This is a genomic window from Stenotrophomonas sp. BR163, from assembly GCF_047520985.2.
Lineage (GTDB): Bacteria > Pseudomonadota > Gammaproteobacteria > Xanthomonadales > Xanthomonadaceae > Stenotrophomonas > Stenotrophomonas sepilia.
Genome location: NZ_JAXBRE020000050.1, coordinates 1 through 15820, shown reverse-complemented (window position 1 = coordinate 15820; position 15820 = coordinate 1). Strand labels below are relative to the sequence as shown.

Annotated in this window: 16 protein-coding genes and 1 pseudogene; 2 read left to right on the top strand and 15 right to left on the bottom strand. The window is 62.6% G+C overall.

The window, feature by feature from the left end; translation table 11 throughout:
• Window positions 1-130: 130 nt before the first annotated feature.
• Window positions 131-505, top strand: a pseudogene (locus ACM0PY_RS20740) (ATP-binding protein); the annotation flags it as partial.
• Between the two features lie 156 nt (window positions 506-661).
• Here the strand turns inward: ACM0PY_RS20740 and ACM0PY_RS20735 are convergent.
• The 15 genes from ACM0PY_RS20735 to ACM0PY_RS20665 form a co-directional block, all read right to left on the bottom strand.
• Window positions 662-1594 (bottom strand): CorA family divalent cation transporter, encoded by a 933-nt coding sequence (locus ACM0PY_RS20735; protein ID WP_042797683.1) that lies wholly within the window; start codon window positions 1592-1594, stop codon window positions 662-664.
• Between the two features lie 5 nt (window positions 1595-1599).
• On the bottom strand, window positions 1600-2136 hold the full coding sequence (locus tag ACM0PY_RS20730) for an MOSC domain-containing protein (RefSeq protein ID WP_034054001.1): 537 nt from the start codon (window positions 2134-2136) through the stop codon (window positions 1600-1602).
• A 23-nt stretch (window positions 2137-2159) separates the two neighbouring features.
• Window positions 2160-2606 carry a hypothetical protein gene (locus ACM0PY_RS20725; RefSeq protein ID WP_297756217.1) on the bottom strand — a complete coding sequence of 149 codons (447 nt, stop codon included), beginning with the start codon at window positions 2604-2606 and terminating at the stop codon, window positions 2160-2162.
• A 13-nt stretch (window positions 2607-2619) separates the two neighbouring features.
• Window positions 2620-3597 (bottom strand): L-histidine N(alpha)-methyltransferase, encoded by a 978-nt coding sequence (egtD, locus tag ACM0PY_RS20720; protein WP_123676628.1) that lies wholly within the window; start codon window positions 3595-3597, stop codon window positions 2620-2622.
• Entirely contained in the window at window positions 3594-4802 is a 1209-nt protein-coding gene (gene egtB, locus ACM0PY_RS20715) for an ergothioneine biosynthesis protein EgtB (protein WP_123676627.1), read from the bottom strand. The genes egtD and egtB overlap by 4 nt, the downstream gene beginning before the upstream one ends.
• Window positions 4803-4825: 23 nt before the next feature.
• Entirely contained in the window at window positions 4826-5587 is a 762-nt protein-coding gene (locus tag ACM0PY_RS20710) for an FAD-binding oxidoreductase (protein ID WP_297756215.1), read from the bottom strand.
• Window positions 5580-6188 (bottom strand): sulfite oxidase-like oxidoreductase, encoded by a 609-nt coding sequence (locus ACM0PY_RS20705; protein WP_123676625.1) that lies wholly within the window; start codon window positions 6186-6188, stop codon window positions 5580-5582. The genes ACM0PY_RS20710 and ACM0PY_RS20705 overlap by 8 nt, the downstream gene beginning before the upstream one ends.
• 17 nt (window positions 6189-6205) lie before the next feature.
• The gene (locus tag ACM0PY_RS20700) at window positions 6206-7615 is read right to left on the bottom strand and encodes a mercuric reductase (RefSeq protein ID WP_034053982.1); all 1410 of its coding nucleotides are present in this window, start codon (window positions 7613-7615) and stop codon (window positions 6206-6208) included.
• Complete coding sequence (locus ACM0PY_RS20695) at window positions 7612-7989, bottom strand: DUF427 domain-containing protein (RefSeq protein ID WP_487300239.1); 378 nt, start codon at window positions 7987-7989, stop codon at window positions 7612-7614. Before ACM0PY_RS20695 ends, ACM0PY_RS20700 begins: the two co-directional genes overlap by 4 nt.
• A complete protein-coding gene (locus ACM0PY_RS20690) occupies window positions 7926-9146 on the bottom strand; it encodes a bifunctional alpha/beta hydrolase/OsmC family protein (RefSeq protein WP_008647313.1) in 1221 nt (406 codons plus the stop codon). The genes ACM0PY_RS20695 and ACM0PY_RS20690 overlap by 64 nt, the downstream gene beginning before the upstream one ends.
• On the bottom strand, window positions 9143-10114 hold the full coding sequence (msrB, locus tag ACM0PY_RS20685) for a peptide-methionine (R)-S-oxide reductase MsrB (protein WP_232092421.1): 972 nt from the start codon (window positions 10112-10114) through the stop codon (window positions 9143-9145). Before msrB ends, ACM0PY_RS20690 begins: the two co-directional genes overlap by 4 nt.
• Window positions 10115-10150: 36 nt before the next feature.
• Complete coding sequence (locus ACM0PY_RS20680) at window positions 10151-11683, bottom strand: protein adenylyltransferase SelO (protein WP_074423286.1); 1533 nt, start codon at window positions 11681-11683, stop codon at window positions 10151-10153.
• 4 nt (window positions 11684-11687) lie between these two features.
• Entirely contained in the window at window positions 11688-12176 is a 489-nt protein-coding gene (locus ACM0PY_RS20675; RefSeq protein ID WP_034053978.1) for a peroxiredoxin family protein, read from the bottom strand.
• 85 nt (window positions 12177-12261) lie between these two features.
• Entirely contained in the window at window positions 12262-12771 is a 510-nt protein-coding gene (msrA, locus tag ACM0PY_RS20670) for a peptide-methionine (S)-S-oxide reductase MsrA (RefSeq protein ID WP_008652077.1), read from the bottom strand.
• A 124-nt stretch (window positions 12772-12895) separates the two neighbouring features.
• A complete protein-coding gene (locus tag ACM0PY_RS20665) occupies window positions 12896-13747 on the bottom strand; it encodes an AraC family transcriptional regulator (protein WP_052157284.1) in 852 nt (283 codons plus the stop codon).
• Between the two features lie 69 nt (window positions 13748-13816).
• Between ACM0PY_RS20665 and ACM0PY_RS20660 the strand changes: the two genes are divergently transcribed.
• Complete coding sequence (locus ACM0PY_RS20660; protein WP_197970338.1) at window positions 13817-15676, top strand: glutamine--tRNA ligase/YqeY domain fusion protein; 1860 nt, start codon at window positions 13817-13819, stop codon at window positions 15674-15676.
• The last annotated feature ends 144 nt before the right edge of the window (window positions 15677-15820 follow it).

Sequence of the window (15820 nt, the reverse complement as noted above, 5' to 3'; positions counted from 1 at the left end):
ACGCCACGAATCGCAGATTTGAAAGTGAACAGGAAAGTCAATGAAATCAACGATCTACCAACACCACCTCCGCGCCAGTGCTAGCTTTTCGTACCGTCACTTATTGCACTGAAAACGAGGAGACCCCAACAAGTCCGGGCAGTTGGCACACCGGCTGATGTACGTCGATCTGGTGATCCTGGATGAACTGGGCTACCTGCCGTTCACGCAGTCGGGCGGTGCGATGCTGTTCCACCTGCTCTCCAAGCTCTACGAGCGAACGAGCGTGGTGATCACCACCAACCTCACCTTCTCGGAATGGAGCAGCGTCTTCGGCGACGCCAAGATGACAACCGCCTTGCTCGACCGCCTCACGCACCACTGCCACATCGTGGAGACAGGCAATGAGAGCTGGCGATTCAAGCACTCCAGTGCCGCTGGCGCGGCACCGTCCAAGCCACGTGCAAAAGCTCAGAAAGGAGATCGAAAAGCAGCAGACCCGATAGACTTATCCACAACCGAGTAGCCAGAACATCCATCAACCCAGTGGCTCAGTATTCGACGTGATCACTGGCTCAGTTGTGCTGATGAATCAACAGGCACGTATCGTTTTTCCTAACAGCGCACCCGTCCTTGATGGACGGCTCCGAAGATACATCTCAAACAGTCCACAAACCGTCTACTAAAGCCATTTGAACCAGCGAAAGACCGCTACCAACCCAACACTCATTAGTAAGCAAAGACCTACCAACACCCAGAAGCCATTGGTGGCATCTGCGAACGGCAGTCCCAGAAGATTGGCGCCAAACAGGCCAGTGACAAAGTTCAAGGGCAAGAAGATTGTGGATACCACGGCAAAAACATAAGAGCTTTGATTCAGCTGTCGCTCCTGAATGCGGTTTGCCTGGTCACTGAGGATATCGATACGGTCACGCAAATTCTCCAGCGTTTCGAGCAACCGCAACAGCTGGTTCAGGTGCTCCTCCAGTCGGCCTCGGTGATTTATATTCAGCGGCGGGACGACGAGAGTTGTCAACGTTTGAAGAACGGCTCGCTGGGGGCCAAGATGACGAAGAAAGCCAGAGATCGCGGTCTGGGTATTGGCCATGCTCGGGCATGCCGCTTCCGTCTGGTGCTGAACCAGAAGGCCGCCGATCAGATCCACCCCATCCTCCAGCATCTCGACCTGCTCGGAAACTTCCGCGAGGTGCTCTTCGATGAGATCGCAAAGGAAGTCACCTGGCGTTGCAGGGCCGCGCCCCTGAGAGATGTCTTCTGCAAGTTCGAGGATGGGATCCACATCCTCCTCGCGGGTCGTGATAACCCGACGCTCATCAATCCAGATTCGCATGGACACCATGTCCTCTGGATGCCCCACTCCATCAGCTCTCAGATGCATCGCTTTGAGCAGAACCATCACACCCTGCCCGTGGACGCGCAACCGCGACCGGGTATCTTCAGAGACCATCGCTGCGGCGATCAGCTTGTCCAGGCCGGTCGCGCTCGAGAGAAAACCTTCCGTCTCGCGGTGGTGGATGCACATGTGCAACCACGACGCACCGCCGGTCATCTGGAGAAGATGGAGGAACCCAGGCGTACGCTCTGCTTCGATCATGGCTCTCAGCCCACGGTGGATTCAACGTCAAGGTTAACGGTATCTCCAACCCGTAGCACGCCACCTACGACGATCCGTGCCGTGGCGCCCCCGTGACCACGCAGCGCGGCGTAACCGCCTTCACCGAGCTCGTCCTCCATGCGTGAACAAGGAGGACATGGCCCCGTGATTTCAATGCGGACCGAACCGCCAATTCGCCAGACAAAGCGCTCTTCCCGGAAAGGTGAATGCATCGCGGCGATGTTGATCCCCGAGATCACGAGGTTGCGCCGCAAACGCTCCGGGGCAATTGGGGCTTGCCCCGTCCAGACCCCGAGCAAGCTGAGGTGCTCAGCCTGGATCAGACTCAGCTCGCGATGGCGTTGCGCATCCGACTGACGAAGCCGCAGGGAGCGGTGATCGCCAATCAGCCCGAGACCCGGTTCGGCCCTGGCCTCCTGCACGGACACAGCGTCCTTGAGGCGATCCGGGCGCAGAACGATGGCACCAAGTCGACCTGTGCCATGAAAGCGCCGGACCAAGTCGCGCAGCGTGCCGCCCATCGTTCAGACTCGAATGAGGTGCATCACAAGACTTCCTCTATGTGCAGTTCGCGTTGCCGGAAGCTGACAACATCACCGGCTCGGGCATCTGCGATCGCTGCGTAGATGGGCGCCTGGGTGGAAATTCCCATGTAGGTGTTGCCGTCGCACTGGAAGGCATCGCTAGCAACCGCAATCACGAACCAACGCCCGTCGATGCGAACCACGGCGCCTGTCTCCACCGAATCCCGGGGACCGAAATCGATCTGACGTAAGACTTCCAGGGCCTCCTGATGATCGTGAATGGGGCATTCGAACGCCTGCGCCAGAGCGGCATTGTTGACGGCCCGCGACGCCGCATCGCTTTCACTGGGTTCATCTCCGCGGCCCGCCGCACCAACCAGGTATTGTGCATAGGCCTGTTCAGCAAACCGCAGGCGCCCTTCGGCAAGGTCCAGCATGGTCTGGCGCAAATGGATCTTGTTGCTCATTCAGGCTCCTATGTCAGGTCGACGTTTGTTGCGTTGGGGTGAACGGTAGGCGGTGCCAGACTGTGAGGGCGTACCAGCCTCGGGGGTCGGTCAGGGTGCAGGTGTTGTCAAACCCGCTTTGGGCTGCGAGGTGTTCAATAGAAGCCATCGTGTACTTCTGAGATTGCTCCGTGTAGATGGTCTCGCCGGCAAGGAAAACGAAACCTCGGTCGAGGGTCTTGCTGTTGACCACCTGGTCCACCTGGCTAACCAGAAAGCTCCTGGCCACGTGTTCCAGCGGACAGTAGCTGGCGTAATGACGAAATTTCGCAAGATCGAAGTCCATGCCCAACTCGCGATTCAACCGTGTCAGCAGGTTCAGATTGAACGCAGCTGTCACGCCTTGAGAGTCGTCGTAAGCTGCGCGCAGCATGGCCGGGTCCTTGACCAGATCCAGACCAAGCAGCACAAGGTCACCCGGGCGCAAATTCGAATGCACTCGCTGCAGCAGCTTGACGGCACCGTGTTCGTCCAGGTTGCCCAGATTGCTGCCCAGTAACATTGCAACCTGGCGTCGCCCTTCGGCGACCTGAGGCCAGTGCTCGAAGTAGTCTCCCAGCACCGGCTCGATGGCCATGCGGGGGAGGTACGTGTCAAAGCGGCGGCTCAGATCCGCTAGTGCGCGTGCGGACACATCCATAGGCCTGTAAATGCAGTCCACGTCACGTTGTGCCAGTGCCTGGCACAACGACAGCGTTTTGGCCCCGTCGCCGCTGCCCAGTTCAATCAAATCGATCGGGCTGCACCGAGGGTCTATCCACCGGGAAAGTTCGTCCGCTCGTGAACGCAGGAGCTCGTGCTCAAGGCGTGTGAGGTAGTACTCTGGCAGCGCCATGATCTGCTGAAACAGGCGCGAGCCTTCGTCGTCGTAGAACCAAGCGGATGAGAGCGCCTTTTGTGGTCGCGTCAACCCTTGCAGAACATGCTCTGTCAGTCTGTCCCGATCAGTCATGCCGACTCCCGCGAGCGAACAGGACGAATCCCCGTGAACTGCCAACGCAACGGAGCGTGAAAGAAGTTCCGGTATGTCAGACGGGCGTGGCCCGGTGATGTGGCCCAGGATGCTCCGCGCAAGACCTGCTGGTTTACCATGAACTTCCCGTTGTATTCCCCCACCGCGCCCTCGCTGCGGGCAAAGCCAGGATAGGGCTGATAGGCACTGCGCGTCCATTCCCATCGACGTCCCCAGTCGAGCCGGCTTGCCGCTGCCTCCCACTCGAACTCGGTGGGCAATCGCCACCCCGCCCACTCGCAGAAGGCATGTGCCTCGTAGTAACTGACGTGGGAGACTGGCGCCTGGCTACTGAGAGGCGCCACACCCTGGAGCGTGTAGTGACTCCATCCGTGAGGCTGGGCTGGGTCGGGCAGCCAGTACATTGGCGCACGGTGTTCGAGCGTTTGCACCCAGTCCCAACCTTCTGCATGCCAGAGCGAATGGCGCTGATACCCTCCGTCGCGCATAAACTGAAGGTATTCATCATTGGTGACAAGCGCCACACGGATGTCTACCCCTTGAATGAGCGCCAAATGCGATGGCGACTCGTTATCGAAGGCGAACCCTGGCCCCTGGTGGCCGATGCGAATCGTCTGCCCGTCGACGCTCAGCCAATCGTTCAGGGGTGGGCAGGTGCCATCGTGTTCGGCCGTCACATCTTGCGGACCGATGCCCTGAGGGTCATACGCCGGATGCAATGGGTTGTGGCCAAGGATGTACTTGATGTCTGTGATCAGCAACTCCTGATGCTGTTGTTCATGCTGCATGCCCAGCTCTACCAAAGCCGCGACTGCGGGCTCCAGTGGTTCCTTCAGCAGACGATGCATGGACTCGTCCACATGCGCGCGGTATGCCATCACCTCAGCCACCGTCGGGCGACTCATGCTCCCTCGCCGAGGGCGTGCCAAGTGAGCGCCCTCAGATTCGTAGTAGCTGTTGAACAGGTAGCCATACAGAGGATGGAACAGTCGATAGCCCGGCTGTTGTAGCGCGAGAACAAAAGTCTCGAAGAACCACGTGGTGTGAGCCAAGTGCCACTTCGGTGGACTGACGTCGGAAACCGGTTGAGGGACATGGTCCTCGGCACTCAGAGGAGCACACAGCCGTTCGCTGCGTGAACGGACAGAGACGTATCGGGTCAGGAGAATTTCTTCAGGTGTCATGGCAAGTAAGAACAAAAAGTGCTTCAACTTCCGAAACGCTCAGTGCGGATGGAGACCTCTGGCACATTCAGCCCGGTGACCATATGAACGATGGACTCGACAAAGTCATTGCGCCCGCAGATAAAAACTTGTGCGGATTCGGTCGCCACATTGCCCAACTGCTGCAAAGCCCAGGCAACATCGGCTTCAACAATGCGGCCAACGTGGTCCTGCACACGCGGGGCACAGGTGTCCCGCGAGAGAGCTAGTCGGGTGCGAAACCGTGGAGTAAACGCTTCCCATCGCTGCAGGGTTGGCCAGAGCAACACTTCTTCCAGATGGCGTGCGGCAATCAACAACGTTGTATGCGCTAGGCTGTATGCACCCACGCGTTGCGCTGCCATGGACAAAAGGGGAACGACGCCAGATCCTCCCCCAATCAGCAAGGCTGGTCGTGTGTTCGACTCGTCAAGCACAAAATGTCCTCCAACTGGTCCGAGGATTTCAATCGTTTCGTCGTGCTGGGCCTCATCGTGAAACCAGGTGGATACTTCGCCATCGTCCAAACGCTCAATGCCCAGTTCATAGAGCCCAATACGTTGAGGAGGAGAGAGGAGTGAGTAGCTCCGTTGTGCCTGATAGCCGTCTTCTGCTGTCAGTCGGACATCCAAATGCTGGCCCGGCCTCGGGCGAACCCATCTGTCGGGACGCAGCACCACCCGCATGACGCGTGGAGTCAGTGCCTGCAACGCTTCGATGCGTGCGGACTGCCAGCTCAGCCGTTGCTGACCAACGGCCTCATCCATAGCGCTCTTCCTTGAAGGGGTCACCTCGCATGTGATAGCCCCGCAGTTCCCAGAACCCGGCCTCGTCGCGCTCGTTGAACTGCAGCGCATTGACCCACTTGGCCGACTTCCAGAAATAGAGATGCGGCACCAACAGGCGTGCCGGTCCCCCGTGCTCGGGCGCGAGCGGTCGGTCATCGTAGTGCGTTGCGATCATTGCGCGCCCTTGTGTCAGATCGGCCAACGGCACGTTGGTGGAGTAGCCGTCCTGGGAATGCGCCAGCACCCAAGGCGTGGGCGCTTCCAGTCCGGCTGCTTGCAACAAAGCGTCCAACGTCACACCGCGCCAGCGGGTGTCGAATTTCGACCAGGTGGTAACGCAATGGATATCGACCACCTGCTCGGTCTGGGGCAGGGCCTGGAATTCGCTCCAGGTCCAAACGCGAACCGGCCGCACACCGACCTTCAAGGTCAAGCGCCAATCGCCAAGCGCCAAGGCTTTTGGGGTGGGGCCCGCAGTCAGCACGGGAAAACCTTCCGTCAGGGACTGTCCTGGCGGAAGTCGACCGCCGTGGTTGTGGACATCGCGATTGCGGCCGCTGAATGAGCGGTTGATGGGCATGGTGTGGGTCCTCCGGCTCACCCAGAACTTGCGGTCAAGGGCTTGCGTCGATCAATGATGGTGGGCAGGAACTCGGTGACCGTCGGGTGAACGGGCAATGCATCCCGGACCAACTTCCAGGTGCCGCCACTGGCCATCACCAGACCGATCGCCTGAATGATCTCGTCCGACTGGATCCCGAGCATGGTCGCTCCGAGGAAATGACCACTGTCCTCATCGATGAGGAGCTTGATCTTGCCCACGGTTTCGCCTTCTTCCTTCGCGCGACTGACGTCCTTCATGGCGTGAACCGCCTGGGAAATGCGTCGCCCTTCGGTCACGAGTTTTCGCGCGTCGGCCTCATAAAGACCGACGTGGGCCAGCGGAGGATCGGTAAACATGGCATAAATGCCGACGCGCGCGGCGGCGCTGCGTTGCCCTCCGGCCAGGTTCTCCGCCACGATGTCCTGATCGTGGTAGCTGGTGTGGGTAAAGGCCCCGCGCTGATTGATGTCACCCAGCGCCCAGATGCCGGGAACCGCGGTTTCGAGCCGGTCGTTGGTGACCAGGTAGCCTCGCGCACTGACCTCCAGGCCCACCGTTTCCAGGCCCAGACAGTCGGTGTTCGGTATTCGCCCGGTGGCCACCAGCAGGTGGCTGCCATCCACGCTGCGGCCACCAGCCAACTGCACCCGCACGCCAGCGTCGTTGTCCGCCTTGCCGACCCGCTCAATGCGCACGCCGGTGTTCACTTCGATGCCTTCCGCTGTCAGCATTCCGGTCACAGCGGCTGCAATGTCCTCGTCCTCGCGGGCCGTGAGGCGGGGCCCTGTTTCCAGAATGGCAACCTCACTTCCCAGCCGCCGAAAGATCTGAGCCATCTCCAGGCTGATGTATCCACCGCCGATGATCACCAGCCTGGACGGTAATTCACGCAGCGCCAACAGCCGTTCGTTGTCCAGGAACGGCAGCTCGTCCAGCCCAGGCACCGGCGGAACAAAGGGACGTGTGCCGGTGTTCAGCACCACCTTGGGCGCCACCAGCTGATGCTCGCCGGCCAGCACCACGAACTGTTCGCCTTCACGGCCCGCCAGGCGACCGCGCGCCTTGATGATGGTGAGTCCTTCCAACTGGCCCAGCCAGGCCTGCAGGCCAGAGCGAGCCTCCTCCACCCGGCGTTGCATGCGCTCCATCGCTGCCCTGAAGTTGACCTGGACCGACCCGGTTTGCACACCGAATTCGCTGGCCCGGCGCGCCATGTGAGCCACACGAGCCGACTTGCGTAGGGTCTTGGTTGGGGTGCAGCCCCGATTGACACAGGTACCACCCAGGTCACGCTCCTCGATGAGCGCCACCTTCATACCCCGGGCAACGAGTGTCGCGCCCAGAAAGGGACCGGCCTGACCGGCTCCGATCACGATCGCGTCGAACCTCTGTTCCCCGCTCATGGCCGCACCTCGACACCGCGCCAGAACGCCACCCTGCCGGTCACCGCCTCCGCACCAGCCTTGGGCGACGGGTAGTACCACGCCGCGTCAGCGTTCACGTCTTCGCCGACCACGACGTCGTAGTAGCTGGCCCGCCCCTTCCATGGACAGGTGGTGTGCGTATCGCTTGGTTTGAAATGTTCCGGGCGCAACGCGTCGTGTGGGAAATAGGCGTTGCCTTCAACTTCCACGATGTCATCGCTCTCAGCGATGGTGGTGCCTTTCCAGATGGCTCTCATGCTCCGTCTCCTTCGTTTGTGTGTGGTTGGGATCAGTCCCGAATCAGTGTGGTGGTGATCACCGGATGGTTCTCCAGCGTTCGATGCACGGGGCAACGATCGGCGATGCGCAACAGGTCCTGTCGCTGGCTTTCACTCAACGGTCCGCTCAGCAGGAGCTGCCGCGTGACGTGGTCAACCTGTCCCGAGCGATCCCCGCACTCCTGGCAATCGGTCGCGTGCGCGCGCTCATGACGCAACCTGACCTGGACATCCTTGAGCGCATAGCCTTTTCGCTTGGCGTACTGGCGCAATGTCATGGACGTGCAGGCGCCCAGCGACATCAGCAGAAGTTCATAAGGATCGGGCCCGCGTTCGCCACCACCCACTTCCTTGGGCTCATCGGCGTCGAGGTGGTGCGGACCTGCTCGCATCGATCGCCAGAAGGCGTGATCGTGCTCCCCCACCCACACCTCGCCCGCACGAAGGTCCGACGGCGCATCGTTTCGCTCGGCTCGCATCGGCAGAAACCGCGAGGCCCAGGCGCCAATCAGGTCAGCCGCATACTGCGCATCGGCCGGGCGCGTGAGCAGATGGTCCGCATCGTCCAGGCTGATGAAACTCTTAGGATGTCTGGCCGCCTTGAACAGGTCCTGTGCCTCGCCGATGTCCACCACCGCGTCACTTGGCGCGTGCATAACCAGCAAGGCCGCGCGAAGCCCCTTGACCGGGTTCTCGTGGGCTTGGGCCTGGAGCTCTTCAATGAAGGCCGGCGCGATCCTGAACGCCCGGCCGCCCAGGTCGACCTGGATCTGCCCATCCTCTTCGGACTTGGTCGGACCGAAGTGACGAAGCACATGGTCGGCCGTCGCGGGTGCGCCCAGCGTGCAAACCGCCCGTATGCCGTCGAGGCGGGCAGCCGCCGCGATGGCCGCCGTCCCCCCCAGGCTGTGTCCGACCAACAGTGCAGGCATGCCGATCGTGCTCTGCATCCAGTGCACCGCCGCCACAATGTCCGCCACGCTGGACGAAAAGCCACCGCGCCCGAAGTCGCCTTCGCTCTCGCCCAGACCGGTGAAATCAAAGCGCAGCGTGGCGATGCCCTGCTGAGCCAGCGCCCGGCTGATGCGGGTCGCGGCGAGAGAGTTCTTTCCGCAGGTAAAGCAGTGGGCAAACACCGCCAGGGCTTGTAACGGTGCATGGTCCGGGCGTTCCAAGACACCCACCAGCAGACCCTGGCTGCTGCCAGCGAAGCCTACCTTTTCGCTGCTCATGCTTTCTCCAGTGCCAGGGCGTTGATGCAGTAGCGCAGACCGCTGGGCTTGGGTCCGTCGGGAAACACGTGACCCAGGTGGGCGTCGCAGACGTTGCACGTCGTCTCCACCCGCACCATGCCGTGGCTGTTGTCTCCGTGATAGCCCACCAGACCCGGGGCAATGGCCTGCGTGAAGCTGGGCCAGCCGCTGCGGCTGTCATATTTGGTCGACGCATCGAATAGTTCAGTGCCGCAGCACACGCACCGGTAGATCCCGGGCGAAAACAGCGTACACATCGAGGAGCTGTGCGCCCGTTCGGTGCCCTTGAGCCGCGTGATTCGGAACTGCTCGGGCGTCAGCTGTTGGGCCCACTCGGCTTCGCTGCGCTCAACTCGGCGCGGTGGCGTCGGGTTGCCCGTTTCCACCAGTTGAATCACTCCTTTCCAAGTCAACATGTCGGGCCCAGGCTCCGGTGCCGCCGGTTCGTTTTCCAGCCGCTTGAGAAAGGTGACGAGCTTGTCGGCGTCGATTCGGAAATGGTTGTAGACCACTCTGCCATCGGGATCGATCAGGATGAACCAGGGTGTGCCGCCGTTGCGGTAGCGGCGCATCAGCTCCGAACCCGCGCCGTCCTGTTCGTCACCGGCGTCGTGCCCGAAGGGAATGCCCAGCGCGTAGCGGGAGTGATTGGCCAGCATGCGCTCCCAGGTGTTCGAACCGAAGTCCTCGAACACGGTCTGGACTGCGGCGAACCCGACGAAGTCGCTCCCCCGAAACGCGTCGACCACCCGGGCAAGCGCCGGAAAGCCGGTCGCATGGCACCCCGGGCAGGCGTCCTGAAAACAGAAGATGAGCTTGAACCGGCCGGGCATGCGGTCCAGGTCGAAGTGTTCCAGCGCCTGGCCCGACGCGTCCACCCACCGGGTCACACCCAGGGGAGCGGCCGCTTCGCCAAGGACACCGGGTTCCTGTTTCGTTGTGGTCATGCGAAGTCTCCTTTCAGAAATCGTTGGGTACCCCAATCAGGTGCCGCAGAAGGTGCGGTGGGCTGCGGCCACTTCGGGCGAGGCCGGCAGCGTGAATGGCCGCGCGGACTCCACCGTCTCGTACGGCCGCCCCAGCACCGCCAGCAGGCGCTCGAACGGACCGAGGTCGGCCTCGTCCACGGCACTCGACAGCGCCGCCTCCACCTGGTGATTGCGCGGGATCACGAAGGGATTGACCGACCACGCCGTTGCGGCGCAGTCCTGCAAGGTCCTTCCCTCCCGGGCCATGCGCTGGCGCCAGCGCGCCAGCCAGTCCGAGAGCGCCGGGCGCTCCCGTCCGAACAGGTCGTGCAGTGCGGCATCCGGCCCCGTGATGGCGTCGGACAGGAGGCGGAACGCCAGCGTGAAGTCCACCTTTTCCCGCTGCAGCAGCTGCAGGAAGTCGTCCGCCAGGGCGCGGTCGTCCGGCTCTTCAGCGGCCAAGCCCAGCTTGGCGCGCAGCTGCCCGGTCCAATGCCGGTCAAAGCGCACGGCAAACCCGGCCACCACCTGTTCCACCCGTTCCACGACGTCGATATCGCGGGCGTCCAGAACCGGCAGCAACGCTTCGGCCAGACGGGCCAGGTTCCATTGCGCCATGGCCGGCTGCTGGCCGTAGGCATATCGCCCCTGACGGTCGATCGAGCTGAACACCGTGGCCGGATCGAAACCCTCCATGAACGCACACGGACCATAGTCGATGGTCTCGCCCGAAATGCTCATGTTGTCGGTGTTCATCACCCCGTGGATGAAGCCCACGCCCATCCAGCGTGCAATCAGCTGCGCCTGCCGCTCACAGACGGCCTCCAGCATCGGAATGGGCTTGTCGGAAAGCTTGGCGAGGGCGGGGTCATGCCGCGCCACGGCATAGTCGAGCAGCCGCCGAAGCATCACCTCCTCCTCCCGCGCCGCGAAGAACTCAAAAGTGCCCACCCGCAAGTGGCTGGCCGCCACGCGCACCAAGATCGCCCCGGGGGGCGAGCCCTCGCGGTTCACCCGCTCACCGGTCCGGATCACCGCCAGCGCACGCGTCGTGGGAATGCCCAACGCGTGCATGGCCTCGCCCATGAGGTACTCGCGCAGCGCCGGGCCCAGTGCCGCCTTGCCATCGCCACGGCGCGAAAACGGCGTACGGCCCGACCCCTTGAGGGCCAGGTCCCGACGCTGTCCTGCCGTGTCGATGAGTTCCCCGAGCAGCAAGGCGCGGCCATCCCCCAAGTGTGGCGAGAACTGGCCGAACTGGTGTCCCGCGTAGGCCTGCGCCAGCGGCGCCGCCTCAGCCGGCATTTCCACGCCGGACAGCCACGCCAGACCGGTCGCAGACTTCAGCGTCGCCGGCTCCAGCCCCAGCTCCAGCGCCAGGGCGTCGTTGAACTGCACCCAGGCCGGGGCCGGGGACGGCTCGGGCTTCCAAGGCACATAGAACCCCTGCATGTCCCGGAAGAAGCTGTTGTCAAACGGCAGCCGAAACGCCGGGCCCGTCCCCGGCGTCTTCGGCTCCGACACGGCCTTTGGTGTGGACGCACGCATGACTTCAGGCCGCCTTGAGACCATCGTTCGAAGCGCCGAACGCCCCGATCAGCTGCCGCTCGTCGAGCTCGAAGTCGCTGTAGAGCACCTCGTCCAGCGGATCGATCACCAAAAACCACGGCGTGCCGCGCGTCCCGTAGTCCGCCATGAGCGACGACGCGCGTCCGATCGCAGGGTCGTGTCCGAACGGAATGTTCAAGCCGTAGCGCAACTGCGTCTCGCGCAGGCGCTCGAAGGTGTTGGACTCGGCGCCCTCGAACACGGTCTGCACCGCGGCAAACGCGAAGCCGCGATCGCCCAACGCCTTGATCAGCTTCTGCAGGGTCGGAAAGCCATGGCTGTGGCAGCCCGGACACCAGTGCTGGAAGCAGAAGATCACTTTGAACCCGTCGCCCAGATCGGACAGCTTCAGCGGTGCCATGCTGCGCCCTTCGCCGTCGATCCACCACGGCACCCGCAGCTCGGGCGCCTGTTGAATGCACCGGGATTGCATCACCATCTCCTCAGGAAAAAAACAGACACACCGGGTCGGCCCGCCCACTGGCGCGCCGACCCCCACCGTTCTTGAGCGTTGGCCGTCAGCCGATCTCGCGTCGCGGCAGCTTCCAGCCCGCACGGGGGTAGTGGCAAGTGTAGCCGTTGGGGTGCTTGACCAGGTAGTCCTGATGCTCGGGCTCGGCCTCCCAGAACGGCCCCGCGGGCGCGAGCTCGGTGACCACCTTGCCCGGCCACAAACCCGAGGCATTCACATCGGCAATGGTCTGCTGCGCCGTGGCCAGCTGCTCGTCCGAGGTGTAGAAAATGGCCGACCGGTAGGAACTGCCGCGGTCATTGCCCTGGCGCCCCGGGGTGCTCGGATCGTGGATCTGGAAGAAGAACTCCAGCAGGTCGCGAAAGCTCGTCTGCGTGGGGTCGAACTCCACCTCCAACGCCTCGGCGTGGGTGCCGTGGTTGCGGTAGGTGGCGTTGGGCACATCGCCGCCGCTGTAGCCCACACGGGTGCGCAACACGCCAGGCAGCTTGCGCACCAGGTCCTGCATGCCCCAGAAACAACCGCCGGCCAGGACTGCTTTTTCGCTCGGGTTCATCGTGATCTCCTTCAAAGTTCTGCCTCAAGGCATTGAACCTGAAGTCGGGTCCGTTCGGCACAGCACAACGGCATTCGGCGTCCGCATCACGCCACCGATCGTCCAGAACCAGGGCGCGATGGACCTACGGCTGACTCAGATGCTCCATCTGCCAAGCGCTGGGCGATTGCCCCGAGGCCCGTTGAAACGCTCGCGCGAATGCGGTGGCATTACCGTAGCCCACCTGAGAGGCCACCGCCTTCACTGCCTGCCCTTGCGCGAGTAGGTTGCGGGCAACCGCCATGCGCCAGTGGGTCAAGTAGGTCAACGGCGGTATGCCCACCACCTGGACAAAGCGCAGGGCAAAGGCAGACCGGGACAGGTGCGCCAGCTCCGCCATGCTGTCAAGCGTCCAGTCGTGCTCTGGCGATTCGTGCAGCATGGACAGCACCACACCCAGACGGCTGTCGACCATGGCCTCCAGCACACCGCCGGACAGCAGTTGCCGATCAATCAGGTGACGCACAAGCACCACGAAGGTGTATTGCAGCAGGCGGTCGATCGCTGCCCGATAACCAAAAGCACGTGCCTCGGCCTCCTCGAACAGCAGCTCTACCGGTCGCTGCAGCGATGACGTGGCGGTCAAGTCAATCACCGTGACGTCCGGCAAGATCATGTCCAGCGGCGGCGCCAATTCACTGAGGGTGGCGCACATCAGGTCCACCCCCTGCGGCCCTGAGCCCTGAACCCAGTGCTCCAACGCGCGGGGAAGCAACAGCACGCTGGGCGCCCGCACGTTCAGCGGCGCAAAGCCCTTGCGCGTCAGTTGCAGCTCGCCGCGACTCAGCAGGTGCATCGTCCCCTGCTTGAGGCCGTCAGCCTCGGATCCCTGCGTCAGGGTACAGAGATTTCCCGAGAAAAACATGCGCGCCGTGGGGGTGAACCGTAACAGCTGGTTCAGCAGAGAGGCGTTCGGCAAGGGAGTGCTTTGGTTCAAGCGCGTGACACCTGTTGTGGGTTAGACCTTGATTATCTTGGAGCTTCCGCCTCTCCTTAGAATGACTGCATGCCCCCCCCGTCCCTTTCGTCCAGCATCTCTCGACACCACCAAGCTCCCGCAGAAATTGAGGGCCAGGCGCTCAGGACGTCAAACTTCCTGCGCCAGGTCATTGAAAAAGACCTCGCCACCGGCACCTACGCCCAGCGCCAATGGGGCGGCGGCCCGGGTGATGCCGCCTTCCACGACGCCGGCCAGCCCGACCCGGCCAAGATCCGCACCCGCTTCCCGCCCGAACCCAACGGCTACCTGCACGTGGGCCACGCCAAGAGCATCTGCCTGAACTTCGGCCTGGCGCGCGACTACGGCGGCGTCTGCCACATGCGCTTTGACGACACCAACCCCGAGAAGGAAGAAAAGGAGTACGTGGACTCCATCCTCGACGCGGTGCAGTGGCTGGGTTTCAACTGGGAATCCAACTTCAACGGCAAGCAGGAAAGCCACCTGTACTACGCGTCGAACTACTTCGACTTCATGTACCGCGCGGCCGAATACCTTATCACCGCCGGCCACGCCTATGTGGACGAGCAGACAGCCGAAGACATGCGCATCAACCGCGGCGACTTCGGCAAGCCCGGCGTGGACAGCCCCTTCCGCAGCCGCAGCCCGGAAGAGAACCTGGCCCGCTTCCGCGAGATGCGCGACGGCAAACTGGCCGACGGCGCCGCCGTGCTGCGCGCCAAGATCGACATGGCCTCGCCCAACATCAACCTGCGCGACCCGGCCATCTACCGCATCCGCCGCGCCACGCACCACAACACGGGCGACGCCTGGTGCATCTACCCCATGTACACCTTCGCGCACCCCATCGAGGACGCGCTGGAGCAGATCACCCACAGCATCGCCACGCTGGAATTTGAAGACCAGCGCCCGTTCTACGACTGGTTGCTGGAGCGTTTGTGCGAAGGCGGCCTGCTCAAGGCCCCACCGCCGCGGCAGTACGAATTTGCGCGCCTGAACCTGACCTACGTGATCACCAGCAAGCGCAAGCTGGCGCAGCTGGTGAACGAGAAGAAAGTCAGCGGCTGGGACGACCCGCGCATGCCCACCATCGTCGGCCTGCGCCGCCGCGGCTACACGCCCGAGGCCATCCAGCTGTTTGCCGAACGCATCGGCGTGACCAAGAGCGACTCCTGGATCGACTACAGCACGCTCGACGGCTGCCTGCGCGAAGACCTGGAAAACAAGGCCCACCGCGGCATGGCCGTGCTTGACCCCGTCAAGCTGGTGCTCACCAACTGGGCCGAAGTGTTCGGCTCTGACGGCTACACCGAAGACTGCACCCAGCCCGCCCTGCCCCACAGCACCATTGCCGAAGGCCAGACGCCGCCGCCTGACCGCGTCTTCAAGATCGGCAAGGACGTGTGGATCGAACGCGAAGACTTTGAAGAAGTGCCGCCCAAGGGCTACAAGCGCCTGTTCCCAGGCAACGTGGTGCGCCTCAAAGGCGGCTACGTCATCGAATGCACGGGTTGCGCCAAAGACGCCGAAGGCAAAGTGACCGAAGTGCACGCCAAGGTCATCCCCGGCACCAAGAGCGGCACCCCCGGCGCCGACAGCGTCAAGGCCAAAGCCGCCATCACCTGGGTGGGCAACGCCGACGGGGTGAGCGCCGAAGTGCGCCTGTACGACCGCCTGTTCACCGACCCGCAACCCGACGCGGGCGGCAAGAACTTCCTGGACGCGCTGAACCCCGACAGCCTGAAGGTGGTGACGGCGGTTGTGGAGCCTTCACTGGCTGCAGCGAAGCCAGACCAGAAATTCCAGTTTGAGCGCCACGGCTACTTCGTGGCCGACCGTGCGGACCACGGGGTGGGCGGGAAAGTGGTGTTCAACCGGGTGACGGGGTTGAAGGATCGTTGGAATTGATCGCTATTCCCACTCTGTGTGGACCGGCCAGCCTTTCGTAGACATCCGGTTGCCATAATTGATGGCAATGACCGAGGTGTTTATGGGCAACAGCAAGCAGTACACGGATGAGTTCCGGGCAGAGGCGGTGAAGCAGGTGATCGA